17 protein-coding genes are annotated in these 17,225 nt (G+C 58.7%); 6 read left to right on the forward strand and 11 right to left on the reverse strand.

Features of this window, described 5'->3' with window-relative positions:
* Positions 1–409 precede the first annotated feature (409 nt).
* Positions 410–2,329 carry a TolC family protein gene (locus VFQ24_16745; GenBank protein ID HET9180005.1) on the reverse strand — a complete coding sequence of 640 codons (1,920 nt, stop codon included), beginning with the start codon at positions 2,327–2,329 and terminating at the stop codon, positions 410–412.
* Between the two features lie 823 nt (positions 2,330–3,152).
* Here VFQ24_16745 and VFQ24_16750 point away from each other — a divergent pair.
* Together VFQ24_16750 and truA are read left to right on the forward strand one after the other, a co-directional pair.
* Entirely contained in the window at positions 3,153–5,213 is a 2,061-nt protein-coding gene (locus VFQ24_16750; GenBank protein ID HET9180006.1) for a glycoside hydrolase family 36 protein, read from the forward strand.
* A 126-nt stretch (positions 5,214–5,339) separates the two neighbouring features.
* Positions 5,340–6,101, forward strand: a complete 762-nt coding sequence (truA, locus tag VFQ24_16755) for a tRNA pseudouridine(38-40) synthase TruA (GenBank protein HET9180007.1) — start codon at positions 5,340–5,342, stop codon at positions 6,099–6,101.
* 179 nt (positions 6,102–6,280) lie between these two features.
* Here the strand turns inward: truA and VFQ24_16760 are convergent, their stop codons facing one another.
* From VFQ24_16760 to VFQ24_16800, 9 genes are all read right to left on the reverse strand, one after another.
* Complete coding sequence (locus VFQ24_16760) at positions 6,281–6,577, reverse strand: MoaD/ThiS family protein (protein ID HET9180008.1); 297 nt, start codon at positions 6,575–6,577, stop codon at positions 6,281–6,283.
* 66 nt (positions 6,578–6,643) lie between these two features.
* Positions 6,644–7,000, reverse strand: coding sequence for a VOC family protein (locus tag VFQ24_16765; protein HET9180009.1), 357 nt, complete (start codon positions 6,998–7,000; stop codon positions 6,644–6,646).
* Between the two features lie 240 nt (positions 7,001–7,240).
* Entirely contained in the window at positions 7,241–7,474 is a 234-nt protein-coding gene (locus VFQ24_16770; GenBank protein HET9180010.1) for a CopG family transcriptional regulator, read from the reverse strand.
* Between the two features lie 79 nt (positions 7,475–7,553).
* Positions 7,554–8,732 (reverse strand): exo-alpha-sialidase, encoded by a 1,179-nt coding sequence (locus VFQ24_16775; protein ID HET9180011.1) that lies wholly within the window; start codon positions 8,730–8,732, stop codon positions 7,554–7,556.
* An 88-nt stretch (positions 8,733–8,820) separates the two neighbouring features.
* Positions 8,821–9,330, reverse strand: a complete 510-nt coding sequence (locus VFQ24_16780; GenBank protein HET9180012.1) for a DinB family protein — start codon at positions 9,328–9,330, stop codon at positions 8,821–8,823.
* A 154-nt stretch (positions 9,331–9,484) separates the two neighbouring features.
* Positions 9,485–9,913, reverse strand: a complete 429-nt coding sequence (locus tag VFQ24_16785) for a hypothetical protein (protein ID HET9180013.1) — start codon at positions 9,911–9,913, stop codon at positions 9,485–9,487.
* 162 nt (positions 9,914–10,075) lie between these two features.
* On the reverse strand, positions 10,076–10,510 hold the full coding sequence (locus tag VFQ24_16790) for a YciI family protein (protein HET9180014.1): 435 nt from the start codon (positions 10,508–10,510) through the stop codon (positions 10,076–10,078).
* A gap of 170 nt (positions 10,511–10,680) precedes the next feature.
* Positions 10,681–11,091 carry a VOC family protein gene (locus VFQ24_16795; GenBank protein HET9180015.1) on the reverse strand — a complete coding sequence of 137 codons (411 nt, stop codon included), beginning with the start codon at positions 11,089–11,091 and terminating at the stop codon, positions 10,681–10,683.
* An 82-nt stretch (positions 11,092–11,173) separates the two neighbouring features.
* A complete protein-coding gene (locus VFQ24_16800) occupies positions 11,174–11,596 on the reverse strand; it encodes a helix-turn-helix domain-containing protein (GenBank protein HET9180016.1) in 423 nt (140 codons plus the stop codon).
* A gap of 319 nt (positions 11,597–11,915) precedes the next feature.
* On the opposite strand from VFQ24_16800, the gene VFQ24_16805 reads away from it, so the two are divergent.
* From VFQ24_16805 to era, 4 genes are read left to right on the forward strand one after another with little or no spacing between them, the layout of a single operon-like run.
* Entirely contained in the window at positions 11,916–12,893 is a 978-nt protein-coding gene (locus VFQ24_16805; GenBank protein ID HET9180017.1) for a PhoH family protein, read from the forward strand.
* A gap of 57 nt (positions 12,894–12,950) precedes the next feature.
* Positions 12,951–13,442: an rRNA maturation RNase YbeY gene (gene ybeY, locus VFQ24_16810; GenBank protein ID HET9180018.1), complete on the forward strand. Its 492-nt coding sequence runs from the start codon at positions 12,951–12,953 to the stop codon at positions 13,440–13,442.
* An 8-nt stretch (positions 13,443–13,450) separates the two neighbouring features.
* On the forward strand, positions 13,451–14,743 hold the full coding sequence (locus VFQ24_16815; protein HET9180019.1) for a hemolysin family protein: 1,293 nt from the start codon (positions 13,451–13,453) through the stop codon (positions 14,741–14,743).
* The gene (gene era / locus VFQ24_16820) at positions 14,718–15,623 is read left to right on the forward strand and encodes a GTPase Era (GenBank protein HET9180020.1); all 906 of its coding nucleotides are present in this window, start codon (positions 14,718–14,720) and stop codon (positions 15,621–15,623) included. Before VFQ24_16815 ends, era begins: the two co-directional genes overlap by 26 nt.
* Before the next feature lie 135 nt (positions 15,624–15,758).
* Here era and VFQ24_16825 read toward each other — a convergent pair whose 3' ends face one another.
* A complete protein-coding gene (locus VFQ24_16825; GenBank protein ID HET9180021.1) occupies positions 15,759–17,129 on the reverse strand; it encodes a sigma-54 dependent transcriptional regulator in 1,371 nt (456 codons plus the stop codon).
* Positions 17,130–17,225 lie beyond the last annotated feature (96 nt).

Genomic DNA, 17,225 nt, shown 5'->3' on the forward strand with positions numbered 1-17,225 from the left:
CGATCAACCTGCATCCCCTGCCCGGGCGCTGCATTGTATCGCAGAGCTTCTGGTTCCGCCAGCTCTTACGACGCACCAGATAATTTACACCAATACGAGCCTGGCAGTTACTAAAAAATTAAGTGCTCTCCATCTAAAGCCGGTCAGATTTCCCAGAGCTTCGCGCCTGGGCAGGCCGAACATAGCGAACTTCTCCATGCCATCGGACGAGATTCCTGCCTTCTCCGATGATCGGGAAAACCAATAACTATGTTGGTTTGCCAGAAGATACGAGATTGACAGAAGATGAATGCGGCCGGTCAAGCAGACCGGCATCAGGGCCCCCTCCCGCGGCCCTGTAACAGACGAGGAAGGCTCCCCGTGGTCTTAGCGTCTGCTCGCGAGGCTTACCGTAATAGAAAATTCGTCTTCAGGGCTGGCCGGATGGCTGGGAAGGCGCTCCGGGGATGTTTGTCTGCCGGCCGTACTCGCCGGTTTCCGGGTTCGTCACTACGATGTTGTGCGCGTCGAGCGTAGTGCCTGTCGCCTGATGGAATTGTACCAGCGCCTGCGCGTAGACCTGTCGGGCCCTGGCAAGATTGCCCTCTGCCGTTATCAGGTCGCGCTGCAGCAGGATGACGTTCAGGGTGGTGGAAACGCCCAGGTGCAGCTTCTTGATCTCCGCGTCCAATGCCTGCTTGGCGTAATCGCTTGCCTTCAGTGCGGCATTGATCTGGGCCTTGGCCTGAGTCACGGCGATTTCGGCGTTGCGGACATCCTGCTCCACCGTATTTTTGTCGCGCTGCATGCTGGCTTGCATCCGGTGGAGTTCGACGACGGCCTGGGCCGCATTGGCCTGCTCATTGCGATTGCGAATCGGGATGCGAAGGCTGAGGCCGACGGAATAGCTGGGATATTTGCCGCTGAAGACCTGGCCGATCGAATCACCGAACCCGCCAGGCTGGGCGACGAAGGCCCCGAACGGCACGCCGGACAGGCCGTTGGACTGGTAGGTGGCAAAGGCGTCGAGGGTGGGCAGCAAGCCGTTGCGGTCGGCTTGAATCGTGTAATCCTGGTTGCGCAGGTTGAGTTGGTCCTGAAGGAGCTCGGGACGGTTCTTGATCGCCTCGTTTATGGCCTCCTGAAGTGTGGGTATGTCATTGGTCCGGGGTTCCGGGAGCGAGTCCGTGGCGTTGATTTCGACGTTCGCCAGCTCTGGAGTTACGCGCTTCGAGATCAGGGTCTTGAGGATCTCCTGCTGTTGCAGGAAGGTGGTTTGGGCGACGATCAGGCTCTGCTGATCAGTGGCGAGTTCGGATTCAGCCTGGACGACGTCAAGAGGCGCGAGCGTTCCGATCTGGACCTGCTTTTTGTCATCCTCGACGAGCCGCTGCGAGTAATCCACGGCGGACTGGGCCACCCGCACCTGATCGCGGTCCGCGAGAAGAGTGTAGTAGGCGTTCAGCACGGCCGTCATGGTGGTGATCACCTGCTGGCGGAACACGCTGTCAGCCACGTTCAGGTTGTTCCGCGCAATGCGGATGAACACCGCATTCGCCCGGCGGCCGAAGCCGTTGAGCAGATGCTGGTTCAAGCCGACGGTCAGCGTGGTCGGAATCGAGGGATTGAACAGCGTGCTGGTGGAGTTGGTGCTGTTCCTCGTGCCGCTGACCGAGGTCAGAAAGCTGGTTCCCGTAAGCCAGCCCATGCCGAAAAACGTGGAGTAGTTTGCCGTGTGGCTTCCTTCAACCGGGACGCCGGTGAGGGATTCAAAATTGAGAGGCGTTGAACTGTTGTTCCATCCGAAGCTGAAGCCGGTGAAGGGGTCGCAGCAACTCACGGCGCTCGTGCTGGTGACGCCGCCGCCGGTGAAGCCGCCGCCACCCGTCCCGCCAACCCCGCCCAGATTGCCCAGGCCAGCGCCGATCGCGCCCGCAAACAGTGCATTTGAAACGGTAGCGCCCTGGATGCCGCGCGCCGCCCCGCCGCTCTTCGATCTGAGAAGGTCGAGCTGGGCGAGGGGACGCTCAAAATGGGCCACCGCAATGTCCAGATTGTTCTGGAGCGCCAGTTCGATGGCCGCGTCCAGCGAGAGCATCAGCTTGTTGTCCTGGATCAACTGGTTCAACTGCGGAGTGTTGGCCAGCGAGGGAGCGGGTACGTACGGATAAGAGTAAGCTTTGAACATGGACGGGCCGTTTGAATAACTGAAAGCGCCGCTATTCGCTTGTTGCTGGGTGGCTGACTGCTGGGCGGCTGGCTGCTGGGCATCAGCGTTCACTGGCAGGGCCATTGCCGCCCCGAAGAAAAAAAGGGCCGCCAGCGCGGCCACACCGTACATTTTTTCCATTCGCATCTCGTAACCTCTCACTCCAGGATTAAATATCTGTATTTTATGGCCTGATAAATTACATACGAACACTTTAGATGCTTAGTTTCACAGAGGTGGGAGAAAATACCGGCCTCGGCCGAACAAACGCAGGGCTGATCTTGTGAAGTCGATGGTGATTTTCCGCCCCTCGTGGGAGTCTCAGTCGAGTTTGCCGCAGACCGGCCGGCGCCGATGTGGCAGGCCTGGTTTCGATGGTGCTAGAGGCTCAATGTAACATTCAGCGGGCCTTTCTGGCAATGGCCTGGGTCCATTCGGCAGAATGCTGAAGACCTTTCATCTCTAGTCGGGTCGAGTCGATGCGGGGATCGTACGAGGTGCAGCGGACGGAACATGCGAGCGTTCCGTCCGCCGCGGGAGGGGGGCCTCGTTGGTTTGGCCGATGTTTTGACCGAACCAAACCACCTGTAAAATGTCATTGCCCGGCGTCGGCGTGTGGCCGGGCGGCGGAGTCAGGCTGAAAAATCCGGTGTTCCTGAAACTTTTTCCATCAAGCGACTTCTTCCCCCGTTCAGTCGAAAACTGAATTGCTGTTGGCTCATAATTAATACCTAAATACGTTACTGTCAAGTAAATAAATACAGAGATTTCCGACTCCTGCCTATCCTTCTATTTTTCTGGCACATACGGGTAGGCGCCGGACGTCTGCCACATTCCGGAACTCCGCCAGAAACGGGCTGAACCATTCAAGTGCAGGAGGCAAACTGGACGAACGCAAGGAGCTGCACGCCCAATTAAAAATTGCAATCGACAACGGCGCGGGGTATTTTGGTGGGTCATGCTAATGAAATCATCAAAACTGCTTGTGGTGGGCCTCGCGGTTTGGCTGGTGAGTGCGTCCAGTCCCTCTCCGTCGCGACAAGCTCGAGTGGATGGCAGGAACATCCGCATCGAGTTCAATAGCAATCTGCAAAGCCGTGTGGTGGCCAAATTCGGAGGCAGGGAAATCGCCATCGGCGACTTCGCGCCCTCGGAGACGGTAACGGTTGCGGGAAAGGAAATCCGCGACTTCGCCTTGCAGAGCGTGAAGCGCGGGCGCGTCAAGGACAACCTGGGCGCCGGGCAGCGCGTGACCCTGACCGGGATCGCGCCGTCGCTCAAGAAGACCGTTGCCGTGACGACCTATGACGATTTTCCGCAGATGGCCGTTTTCGAAGTGCAGTACACAAATACGGGCAACTCCAACCTTTCCGTGGATAGCTGGACGAATCAGGATTACTCCATTTCGGCCGGGCAGGGCAACGGCGAGCCGGCGTTCTGGTCATACCAGAGCGGTTCTTATGAGAAGCGGCCTGACTGGGTGCTGCCGTTGAAGACGGGATTCACCCAGGAAAATTATCTGGGGATGAACGCCACCGATTACGGAGGGGGCACGCCGGTGGTGGACGTTTGGCGGAGAGATGTTGGCATCGCCGTAGGTCACCTGGAGCTGAGCCCCAAGCTGGTGTCACTTCCCGTCGCCATGCCAGACCAGCAGCACGCCACAGTGGCAGTGCATTTCCAGGTGAATAAGGAACTGAAACCGGGAGAAACCCTCAAGACGTTCCGGACCTTCGTCGCCGTCCATCAGGGCGACTATTTCCGAAGCCTGAGGGACTATCGGCGGGTGATGCTCAAAGAAGGCGTGGAATTCAAGCCGTCGCCGGATGATGCCTTCGGTCCCATCTGGTGCGCGTGGGGCTTTGGCAGGACCTTCACCCCGTCGCAGGTCTACAACGCTCTGCCGGTGGTAAAGAAGCTGGGTTTCCGGTGGGTGACGCTGGATGATGGGTGGCAGACCGCCGAGGGGGATTGGTTCCTGAACCCGGAGAAATTCCCCAATGGCGACCGCGACATGAAGGCGCTGGTGGACCGAATTCACGCGGAGGGTTTCAAAGCCCAGCTCTGGTGGGCGCCTTTATCGGTTTCTCCGGACACGAAACTCATTACGCAGCACCCGAATTATCTGCTCCTCAATGCCGATGGGTCGAAGCATAAGATTTCCTATTGGAACGCCTGGTATCTCTGTCCCGCTGATCCCGGCGTCGTGGCGTACCATAAGGCGCTGGTCAGGAAAATCCTGGTGGATTGGGGCTTCGACGGTTTAAAGCTCGATGGACAATTCATGAATGCCGCGCCTCGCTGTTACAACCCTGCGCACCATCACGCTTCGCCCGAGGCGTCAGTGGAAGCAATGCCCCAATTCTTTAAGGCCATCTACGATACGGCGCTCAGCGTCAAGCCCGACGCGCTGGTTGAGTTCTGCCCGTGCGGGACCGCTTACTCTTTCTACACCATGCCTTTCATGAACATGTCGGTGGCCTCTGACCCCAGGAGTTCCTGGCAGGTCCGCCTGAAGGGGAAGACGCTCAAGGCCCTGATGGGCGATTCCGTCGCTTACTTCGGTGACCATGTGGACATGAGCGATGGCGGCGACGATTTCGCCTCGACGGTTGGAGTGGGCGGCGTGGTCGGCACTAATTTCACCTGGCCGGTAGGTTCGGGCCCGGCCAGGCGGCGAGGGCGAGCCACGCTGGATCTGACGCCTGCGAAGGAACAGATCTGGGACAAATGGATCAAAATTTATAAGGCCGAAATGCTCCCGCGTGGCCAGTACATGGGAACCTTGTATGACATCGGCTTCGATAAACCGGAAGCTCACGCCATCCGCAAAGATGGAAACATGTACTACGCCTTCTACGCTCCGCAGTGGAGCGGCAAGCTTCAGTTGAGAGGTTTGGAGAAGCGATCTTATCACCTGATCGACTATGAGACCGGGGAGACATTGGGAACGGTTCGCGGCCCCACGGCCACTTGGCCCGCCCAGTTTGAGAAACATCTCATGCTGGAGGCAAAGGCCGAGTAGGGCGAATCCAGCCTCAATTCGGTTTTCCCGGCCCCTCAATTCTGACTGCCCCCTGCGTTTTTCACTTCAAACGCACACGCATATGGGGTTGCGCGTTAGCCCGCTGCCGCAATACTCTGTGTGAGCATGCGGAACATTCGCCTCACCATCGCCTACGACGGCACGGATTTCCACGGCTGGCAGCGCCAGCCTCAGGCGCCCACCATTCAGGAGGCGCTTGAAGCGCGCATCGCAAAAATCACCGGCGCTGCGGTCACGCTTTACGGGTCAGGGCGTACGGACTCGGGCGTCCACGCCGCCGGGCAGGTGGCGAATTTCAGGACGGAATGTTCCATCCCGTGCGCCAGCCTCCAGAAGGCGCTCAACGATATTCTTCCCGTTTCCATCCGGGTGCGCGAAGCGCATGAAGCTCCCGCCGACTTCCACGCGCGTCACAGCGCAAAGGCAAAAACCTATCGCTACCGCATTCTGCAGGCGCCGATCTGCCCGCCGTATCTGGCACGCTACGTCTATCACCATCCTTATCCGCTCGATTGCCACCGTATGGCAAAGGCAGCGCGGCTGCTGGAAGGCGAGCACGATTTTACATCGTTTGCGGGCCGCGACCCCGCGCGCAAGGAAACTGAACGGCAGGAGGGCCCAAACGTTCGGAAGGTGTTTCATTCCCGCATCGCGGCACGGGAAAAATTGCAGATGATTGTTTACGAGATTCGCGGCTCTGGATTTCTGCACCATATGGTGCGAAACATTGTGGGAACTCTGCTCGAAGCCGGCAGCGGAAAACTTTCTCCGAAAGACATACTTGTGATTCTCAAAGCGCGTGACCGAAGTAAAGCTGGAGCAACTGCGCCGGCATCTGGATTGTGGCTGGTCAGGGTGGAATACTGAAAAGCAACTTCACGCAAAGGCGCTGAAAAGCAATCTCACGCAAAGGCGCAGAGGCGCAAAGAAAATCATTATGAGAAATGGAAACTGCCACGGGACGTGCGGTGCTGTTGTTTGGCCTGCCCAGTGCCGCTGCAGGCGTTTTACTTCTTCCCTTGCGTCTTTGCGTGATGCGCTTTTGATCACCCGCCGGCGATAGCGCCGATCACGCAGAAGGGCTCCTTGCCGCTGGCAACATCCTCCGGCAGAGGAGCGTCGGGCGGCTCGTGCGACAGGTCTTCCTCGCAGGCGAAGAATCGGATGAAGGCCCGGCGCTTGCCGGTATCGTGGTCCCGAATGGTGCCGCGCAGCACAGGATATTTCGCTTCCAAGGCGTCCAGCACCGCGCGTTGCGTGACTTCACCCTGAACGTCGAGCGTGGCCTCGTCGTCAACCTTTGCCAGGGTCCGAAGATGGAAGGGAAGTACGACTCGAATCATAGGACCAATCACCTCTCATTGCGAACCAAAGTTAGGCTTGCCCAGCCAATTTGATCATGCTCCTCTTCATTGAACGAAGACGAGCAGGACGCCGGATGGGTCCCAGACATGGAAGACCCGCGAGCCGTTGACGGGTTCCGGCGGCTTAAAGCGGACGCCGGGGAACTGTCCGCCCTCCGAGATCGTTCTCACATGCTGGTGCCAGGCCCCGACGTCATCTACCGCGATAACGACCATAAAGTTGTCGGCCCAGTCTTTGACGTAATAGTTCTGGAGTCGAAACTGCTTGCCATTGAGCTCAAAGTCAGCGGTGCCGCCCCAGCCCTCAGACATCTTAAAGCCCAAGGCTGTGTAGAATCGCTTGGACAGCTCGAAGTCTCTCGCCGGCATGTAGACTTTAAAGTCCCTGATACTCAGCGGCAATTTGAAAATCCTTTCGAGCAGTTGGGGAAGATGCACTGACCGCAATTCGCATATTGGCGGCCATAGACTCTATATAGTTTCGCCGCCCTAGGCCCCCTCCGCCAGTGTTTCACAAATCGCTAACGTGGCAAACGACGCTGTGACTGCGCCAGGATCCGCTCGCCATCCGCTATGCGAGGACCAGAACGGGCCTTGGATTATCCAGGCGGGGAAAGGGGCAGGGGCGAATATCCCTGCGAGTTATCGTTCCGGCCACACTGCCACCCGCGCCCAGCACTCAACTTCTTCAACGTCCTGGGGCTGCTTCTGATAGGCACGGCGCTCGCGTGCTTCCAGCTCCTTGACGTTGAGGCGCCGCAAGTGTTGGCGAAGGGCCTCTCGGACAAACGCTGAGCGATTCATCCCGGCGCGACGGGCGGCGCTGTCGGTTGCCTTGAGAAGTGCAGAATCCAGCGCAACTTGAATGGTTTTCATGCTGTGGATTCTACTCCACACCTTATTCCACAACCAATTTTTCTATCAGGCGGCGCCAGGGGCGGACGCTGGCTGCAATTTATGCCAGCGTCTGCGCCTCGACTGAGAGCACGCGCGGAAGGTGTTCGACGATTGGCTTCCATGTATCCCCGGCGTCAGCCGAACCGTAAACCTGTCCGCTGGTGGTTCCAAAATAGATGCCGCAAGGGTCGAGCTTGTCCACCGACATCGAGTCGCGCAGGACGTTGACAAAGCAGTTGCGCTGCGGCAGTCCTTTGGTCAGCGGTTCCCACTCATTGCCGCCCGCGCGGCTGCGGAATACTTTCAGCCTGCCATCCAGCGGAAAGTGCTCGGAATCGCTCTTGATGGGCACCACGTAGATGGTCTCAGGATCGTTGGCATTGACGTCGATAACAAAGCCGAAATCGGTGGGCAGATTGCCGCTGACCTCGTGCCAGTTGTCGCCTGCGTCGTCGCTGCGCATCACGTCCCAGTGTTTCTGCATGAAAAGCACGTTGGGCTTGGAGCTGTGCTGGGCGATGCGGTGGACGCAGTGGCCGACTTCGGCGGCGGGGTCGGGGATGTATTGCGACCGCAGACCCTGGTTGATGGGTTTCCAGGTTTTGCCTCCATCGTCGGTGCGGAAGGCGCCCGCCGCCGAGATGGCGACGAAGATGCGATTGGGATCGGCCGGGTCGAGAATGATGGTGTGCAGGCACATGCCGCCCGCGCCCGGCTGCCACTTGGGACCGGTGCCGTGGCCGCGCAGCCCGGAGAGCTCCTGCCAGGTGTGCCCGCCATCCACCGTGCGGAATATGGCAGCGTCTTCCACCCCGGCATATGCCGTATCCGGATCGGTGAGCGACGGTTCAAGATGCCAGACGCGTTTGAATTCCCAGGGGTGCTGGGTGCCGTCGTACCACTGGTGCGTGGTGAGCGGCTTGCCGGTTTCCGAAGACGTATCGTAAACAAACCGGTTGCTTTCGCCCTGCGGCATGCCTTGCGGTGTCATCGTAACGCCTCCGCCGGGCGCTTCCCAGGTCTTGCCGCCGTCATTCGAGCGCTGCAGCACCTGCCCGAACCAGCCGCTCGTCTGCGAGCAGTAGATGCGATTGGGATCGGCCGGTGAGCCCTTCAGGTGGTAAACCTCCCACCCGGTAAAATGGGGACCGTTGACTTTCCACTTTTTGCGCGTTCCATCCGACTCGAGAATGAACGCGCCTTTCACTGTTCCCACCAACAGCCGTACTCCACTCATGCATTCCTCCTTTTTACATTCCGTGAAATGCCAACCGCTTTAATTGGCGGTCATTTGAGGTCCTACATTCGAGAAACCCCGAGATCTTCTATTCAAACCTTGCGTCGTCGGCCGACGGGCCATAAATTGCGGGTACTGGCACGTTGTTCAGACGCAGGTAGACCGTCAATTGACCGCGATGATGCGCAAGGTGTGCGAACGTGTCGCGTATCACAATGTGCCGCGGTTTCTCATCGACGACTTTGCCGGCAAGAAGCAGTCTCCACGGTTTCTTCAAGTGCTCCTCGGTAGTACCCCGAAGAGCTTCGCGAGCTGCCGCGACGCCTTTGTCGAGCGATTGCACCAATTCAGCGCTCGTGCGCAGCGGAGGCTGGCTGTAGTTTGAGCCACCCGGCGGGTTCAGGTCCAGATCGTCCTGATTGATGATCATGAGCAGCCATGAAGGCATCCCCGCCACCAGCATGGCCAGCCGGCCGAACGGCATCGACTTCTCGTGTGGCTTCCAGTCATCACGACCTTCAGGCATGCGTTCCAGAGAACGGCGGGTCCGGCCGGCTTCTGCTTCCAGTTGCCCAAGGAACATTTCGTTCATCGTCATAAATTCTCCCTCGAAGGTTAAGTCCGAATGTTTGCCATGCCTCTGGACTGGCAGACGAGTTTGGAGCTTCAGAAACTCACCGACGCCTCACCCAAATTCAACGCGCGAGCCGCGGAATTTAAGCCGCTAAGGCCAGACTGAAATTCGCAAGGCGTTATGCGCTCGCCTTGGCCTGTGACTGGCGAACGCGAAGCCAGCCGCCGAGCCACGCGGACGGCAGTGCGAGCACGATGAGCGCAACGGGGTACCAGTGGGGGCCAAAAGCCGCCCCCCGGTTCCAAGTTGCCAGGGCCCCGAGCGTGCTCACGGCCATCCCAAGGCCGCCGAGCAGGAGTGCATGCTGCATGGGACGATCAGGCGCCAGCCGCGCCGTGACGTAGCTGCCCAGAACTCCATACGCCGTTCGGTAGGCCGTTGCCACCATCAGCGCTCCATCGGGCACGCTCTCGCCCAGAGGCGGAAAGAATCCCGACATATGCAGCGCGATGTCGGTGCTGAGGGAGAGCACAATGCCCACAATCGCACCCGCGAGAATAGCAATGACCGAGCGAGCGATCCGTTGCTGGTGGTTCACATCCCTCATTGCCAAATCACCTTCGTGCCTACTCCCTCACCAGCCGGCGTGAGAAACCAGATCCTTCCTTTAGACATATGGGTCAAGCCCGCGTGTTCCTGGCGCCGTCAGGACTGTTGCACCCTTATGGTTATCGGTTTGCCCCCGCATTCCGCCCAGGGAACCAACATCTCACTTCTTGGCGCCTTGCGCAAGCTTTTCACTCTGTGCGCGCAGACGCTTCTCCTGTTCGACGAGTTCGGGCGAAAGTTGCTCTCCGAAGTCCTCAAGCTCCATAATCGGGCGGATTTCGATTTCCACACCGCCGTCGAACGGAGCGCGCTTCAGCCACTGAACGGCGTCTTCCATTGACTTGACCTTCCAGACCCAGAAACCTGCAACCAGTTCCTTGGTTTCGGCGAATGGGCCGTCGATCACCTTACGGTCTTTCCCGGAGAACCGGACCCGTTTGCCCCTCGAACTCGGGGCCAGGCCGTCGCCGGCCAGCATGACGCCGGCCTTCACCAGTTCCTCGTTGTATTTCCCCATCGCTTCAAATATTTTCTTGTCGGGCAGGACGCCCGCTTCTGAATCTTGGTTGGCCTTAACAAAAACGATGACGCGCATCTTTGCGCCTCCTTTTGAATTTGGTTAAGTGTCCAGGCAGCAGGTTGTTCCCACCTGCCGGCCAGGCCCTCCCCTTCATACGACGCGCAAGATTACGACTTATCGACAATCCTGGTAATTTTTTATTGAATTTGACTTATCGCGCTCACCCCCGTGCCGGCCACCGCAGGCTACTTCTTCTCGCAGTTAACCATCCACGGGATGCCGAACCGGTCAGTGAGCATGCCGAACCGCCTGGCCCAGAAGGTCTCCTGGATGGGCATAGTTACTGCCGCGGCGCCTTCCGCCAGCCCGTTGTAAATGCGGTCGGCCTCTGCGGGGTCGTCCACAGTGATGGACACGGAAAATCCCTGCGGTTTCGACTGGCGACCCGGAGGGGCGTCCGACCCCATCAGAACTCCGCCGGGAGTAGTCATCCTGGCATGGAGAATCTTCTTTCGCCACTCAGCCGGCACGCCGCTTTCGGCCGGCGTACCCTCATGGGTCATCATCGCCTGAATTTTGCCGCCCAGCAGCTTTTCGTAAGACTTGAACGCCTGCTCACAGTCTCCAGTGAAAAGCAGATAAGAATTAATTTGCATCACGCACCCCTTTCGTTGGTGGACAGATTTTTTCTGATATGCGCCCTAAACTGAAGATTTTCTCTGGCGCCCGCCTGATCTCCTAATCCCGGCCAACTTTGCCTCCGAAGCGTGGCAGGAATGGTTTCGGGTCGCGGTCCCACCACCGCCGCCTCACTTCGGCCAGCACCGCCTCGCGATTTTTAGCCAATTCCTCAATCGTAGCACAGGGCGACCCGGTGTCCTCGTGGCGAGCGCCCCAGATGAGCAGTTCCAGAAGCACCGGCGCCAGGTCGATGCCTTTTTCCGTCAGATGGTAGTTCCGCTTGCGCCCGTCTGCCGGGTCGGCTTCTGTTGTGATGATCCCGCTTGCCTGGAGGTTTCTGAGCCGGTCAGAAAGAATATTTGTGGCGATACCCTCGCCGGATTGCTCGAACTCCTTGAAGGTCCGGTAACCGCGCACCATAAGGTCGCGGATGATGAGCAGCGACCAGCGGTCGCCAACGGCTTCGAGCGAAATGCTCACCGGACAGCCAGACCGATGTTTTGACTTGGGCTTTCCAGGCACCTCGGGAAAGGTATCAAAATAACTTGTATATTGCAAGTTACATTCGATGTGATTCACCCGTTTTCTAATAAACCCTTTGATTTCAGCTCGTGGTGAGGGCCCCGCGACGATTTTCGAGCGGCGGACACGCCACGCCGAATTGACTGACGGGCTGCTTTCTGCTAATGTGAGAGTGGATAGAAGAGTTCTTCCCCGCAATATCAACGTGACAGATTCCGACCCAATCGCCGGATTTCTCCACTGCTCAATTTAAGTGTGAAAGGGCTTCGCGCTCTCTATGAAGGCAAGCGTCAAGATTGAGAAAGGCATTGAAGAGCTTTTCGGGACTTATGATGCAAATCTAAAGCTGCTGGAACAATACCTGCAGGTTTCGACCCACCTGAACGACGACCATCTGGAAATTGAGGGTGGAGAACTGAACGTGGCGCGGGCACAGCGGCTGGTTGAGGAATATGCTGAACTGGTGGACAGCGGTGTTCACATCGACGGCGCTGAGTTGCAGGCTTTCTTGAAAATTATTGCGGAGGACCCGACGGTCACCCTGAAAGGGTTGGCGGACGCCGGGCGTCCGCGTACTTTGGGGAAGAAAACCATTTCGCCCAAGAGCCTGAACCAGCGGCTCTACGTGGACGCGATCAAGCGGCATGACATGGTGTTCGGCGTTGGCCCTTCCGGCACCGGCAAGACCTATCTGGCGGTTGCGATGGCGGTGGATGCGCTCCTCACTCGGGCCGTGACGCGCATTATTCTGGCCCGGCCCGCGGTCGAGGCTGGCGAGCGGCTGGGATTTCTGCCTGGAACGTTGCAGGAGAAAGTTGACCCATATCTCCGCCCGCTCTATGACGCGCTCTATGATGTGCTGGACCCTGAGCGGACGGAGCGGATGATTGAAAAAGGAACCATTGAAATTGCGCCGATCGCCTTTATGCGCGGCCGCACGCTGAACGACGCATTTGTGATTCTCGATGAAGCGCAGAACACCACCAGCGAACAGATGAAGATGTTCCTGACGCGGCTGGGATTCAACTCGAAGGCGGTGATCACGGGCGACATCACGCAGGTGGACCTGCCGGAAGGCCGCCGGTCGGGACTGATGGAGGCTGTGGACGTGGTAAAGCGGGTGCTCGGAATCAGCTTCGTGTACTTCACGGAGCGGGACGTTGTTCGGCACCAGCTTGTGCAGCGCATCATTCGCGCCTACGAGGAGTACGATCAGCAGCGGGCGTCCGCGGAAACAGTGCGGAGAGGTTCCTAACGGGTTACAGGCGCGGCCTGGTACAAAATTCGAAATTTGAAGCAGGGGAGTTGCGCCATGATCATCAACCGGCAAAGCCAGTTTTCCCTCGACCTGCCATCTTTGCGCGCGTATGAGCGCCAGGTAAGCAGTACTGTGGGCCTGGGCCAGCGCGACTTCAACGTTTGCTTTGTGAGCGACGAAGAAATCAGCAGGATGAACTCGGTTTACCGGGGCAAGGCAGCGCCTACGGACGTTCTGTCATTCCCGTGGGAGGGTGAAGGGGAAAGCGGCCTTGAGGAATTCATTGCGAGAGAATTCCAAAATTTCCTGGGTGACATCGTGATTTCTGTGGCCACCGCGAGCCGGAATGCCACGGCCCAGGGCCACTCTACTGATGAAGAGGTCCGCATGCTGATCCTTCACGGCCTTCTGCACCTGATGGGTTATGATCACGAGACCGACCATGGAGAAATGAAATCCCTGGAACTGTCGTTGCGTGAACGGCTGAATCCGCCCGATGCGGGCCCCGCCGGAAAGCGCGTACGGTCGGCAGGCCAGCCAGGCTGAAGTTCAAGATGGCCATTATTCTCTGGATTGTTGTGCTCGCGCTGCTGGTGGTCGCCAGTTCGGTGGCTTCCTACCTGCGGCTGTTGATGCGGCGGCTGACGCCGGTCGGCGTCCGGGCGCTGTTCAAGCCGGACGACCCGCGGCGGACCCGCGCCGACCGGGAGCGCGTGGGTGTTTCGATTTCTGCGCTGCATGGCGTGGCCATGGCGCTTTATTCCACGGGAGTGGCCTGGCTCTTCATTCTTCACCGTTCGGCGGTCGTGTGGGAAAGCCTCGGCGCGGCGGTGCTGGTGGTGATGGCCACCATCGCGGTGTTTGACCAGTTGATCCCGTTTGTGCTGGTCGCGCGCCATGACGAGCCGGAAGCCATCCTTCGGCATTGGCTGCCGCTGCTGCGCGCGGCGGTTTACCTGGCTTTGCCGGTCACCTTCCCGATCCTGATTTCGACCACCATAGCCCGGCTGCTGGAATTCCCTGAGGGGGAGGAACAGCCGGCCGCCCCCGAGAGAGGATTGCAGGAATTGATCGACAGCGGCGAGGAGGCGGGCCTGATTGAAAAGGGCGAGCGCGAGTTGCTGCAATCGGTAGTGGAATTTGGAGGCAAGGTCGTGCGGGAAGTGATGACTCCGAGGCCGGAGGTCGCCGCAGTCGAAATGGACATGCCCATCGATGAATTGCGAAGCCTGTTCCGGCAAAAGCGCTACACCCGTTACCCGGTGTACAGCAAGGTGCTCGATCAGGTCCAGGGCGTCGTTAATGTGCGCGACCTGATGGCGCTGTCGCCCGAAGACCAGAAATACGCCACCTTGCGGACGCTGATGAAGCCTGTACGATTTGTGCCGGAGACCAAGCCCATTCGTGACGTGCTGAAGGAATTGCAGAAAACCACCCTGCAACTGGCCGTAGCGATTGACGAGTACGGAAGCGTGTCGGGCCTGGTGACCATCGAGGACCTGGTGGAAGAACTGGTAGGCGAGATCCGCGACGAGGTCGAGCCGCACGAGAGAGACATCATGAGGGAATCCGCCACCTCATACATCGTGGCCGGGCACACGGAGATGGCTCATCTTGCCGATGAGCTCGATCTGGAGATTGAAAACGGTGATTACTCCACAGTCTCCGGGCTGGTGCTGGCCAAACTGGGCCACATGCCGGTTGTCCACGAGAAGGTGGAGGCCAACGGTTTGACCTTTGAGGTCTTGGAAGTTAACCGCCGGACGGTCCTGAAGATTCGGCTTATCCTTCCAGTTCCAAATTCCGAAACACAAGCCAGCCATGCCGGAACCCAAAGTAGCATTTAAATCTGGCTTTGTCGCAGTTGTGGGCAGGCCCAACGCCGGAAAAAGCACGCTGGTGAACGCTCTGGTGGGCGCCAAGGTGTCGATTGTCACTCCCGTGGCCCAGACCACCCGCAACCGTATTCTCGGAATCGTTCACCGCCCGGACGCCCAGGTCGCGCTGATGGATACGCCGGGCATTCACCGGCCGCTATCACGCCTCAACGAGCAGATGATGGCCTTTGTACGCGAAGCTCTGGGGGAGCGCGACCTGACGCTGCTGATCGCCGATGCGTCGGCGCCCCTCGGCAAGGGAGATGAATTCGCCGTGCGGCTTGTTGCCGAACATGCGCCGCGCGCCATCCTTTTGCTGAACAAAATCGACCGGGTCCATAAGCCAAAGCTGCTGCCGCTGATTGACCGCTACTCCAAGCTGCACAATTTTGAAGAGATTTTTCCAATTTCCGCGCTGAAGGGCTTACAACTGGATGAGGTGATGGAGGCCATCATCGCAAGGCTCCCCGAAGGGCCGGCCTATTTCCCGCCCGACATTTACACCGACCAGCCGGAAAAGTTTCTGGCCTCTGAAATCATCCGCGAACAGGTGATCCGCAACACCCATCAGGAGCTGCCCCACGTCAGTGCGGTCCAGATGGAGCGCTTCGAGGAGTCGGAGACCCTCACGCGAATTCATGCCGCCATTCTGGTGGAAAGGGAATCGCAGAAGCCTATCATCATTGGCGCCGGCGGAAGCCGCATTAAGCAGATCGGCACCGAGGCCCGGCAGGAGCTCGAGAAAGTTTTCCCTCCTAAAGTTTTTCTTCAGCTTTTTGTGCGCGTGGAACCCAACTGGCGTGATTCCAGGCCGTTGCTTGCCAGCCTGGATTACCGGCACGAAGGGTGACGGCGATGGCCGGCAGCAAGCTTCTCCGCTCGCGGAAGGTCCTCGGTACTCCATTCCATCACGATGCCGGTTCTGATGGCGGAGCGGTCGGGAAGGACCTGGCCGTCGGGCGCCAAAGCGCGAATCGAAGTTCAGCTAATCTGTAGCGCTGATGCCCAGGGCTTTCATCTTGCGGTACAGATGGCTCCGCTCGAGGCCCAGGATTTCGGCCGTGCGGCTGACGTTGCCGTGGTTTTCGTCAAGCTTGCGAAGGATGTAGTCGCGCTCGTAGGCTGCGCGCGCCTCGTGCAGGCTGGAAAATCCGCGGGCTGTGCCCCGTGGCTGTGCTGACGGTGCGCGGTGGTTGGTAAGGGTCTGGGGAAGATGCCGGCGCTCGATCCGGTCGCCCGAAACCATGATGACCATGCGTTCCACCAGGTTCCTCAGTTCGCGGACATTCCCCGGCCAGCGGTAACGGCAAAGGACTTCCAGCACCGGCTCGGAAAAATGCTTGGGCCGGCGGCCATAGGCTGCGGCGAATGTTCCCAAAAAGAAACTCAGCAGTTCCGGTACATCTTCCGCGTGCTCGCGCAGTGGAGGGACGTAGAAGGGGATCACGTTGAGGCGGAAAAAGAGGTCTTCGCGGAAATTTCCCTTCTGGATTTCTTCTTCCAGGTCCTTGTTGGTGGCGGCAACCACTCGAACGTCGACCGCCATTTCCTTTTTCGAGCCGAGGGGCGAAAACCGTTGCTGTTCAATCACGCGCAACACTTTGGATTGCGTGCGGAGACTCATGTCGCCGATTTCGTCGAGAAACAGCGTGCCCTCGTCGGCCTGTTCAAACTTGCCAATCTTATCTTCCACGGCCCCGGTGAAGGAGCCTTTAACGTGGCCGAAAAGCTCGCTTTCGATCAATTCCTCGGGTATGGCAGCGCAATTGACTTCCACGAAAGGATTGTCGCGGCGCAAGCTCAGGCGGTGCAGGGCATGGGCCACCAGTTCTTTCCCGGTCCCACTTTCGCCATAAACCAGGACCCGGCCGTTGGTGGGAGCGGCAAGGCTGAGTTGCTGCCGCAGGGCTTTCATGGGAACGCTGTTCCCGATAATGCGGTAGTCGCCCTCGAGTTTGCGGCGCAGTTGGCGGTTCTGGTCCGAAAGCGAGAGTTCCTCGATGGCGTGCCTGAGGGTCAGCAGCGTCTTCTCAATCGAAAGCGGCTTTTCAATAAAATCAAAGGCGCCCTTCTTGGTGGCGCGGACGGCAGTCTCGACGTTGCCGTGGCCGGAAATCATCACCACAACGGGCGGGTCCTCGCGCTGCCGGATCATGGCCAGCGTTTCGAGGCCATCAATGCCCGGCAGCCAGACGTCCAGCAACACAACGTCAGTTTTTCCCTGGCCGAGGAAATCCAGGCATTCCTCACCGCTCTCGACCGCCGTCACGCGGTAGCCTTCGTCCTGCAGAACGTCCGTCAAAGACTGGCGGATGCCGGCTTCATCATCAACCACCAGCACCGAATAATTTTTCAATCTCAGCTCCGTGAGTCCGGCTGTCACAAAACGTAGCGCCGGCGTCTTGCCGGCCTTAAAAACTGCTTTTGCACCGGCCCCCGTTCGTTGAGCTTA

This window comes from Terriglobia bacterium (assembly GCA_035712365.1).
In the GTDB taxonomy this organism is placed as follows: Bacteria; Acidobacteriota; Terriglobia; order UBA7540; family UBA7540; genus SCRD01.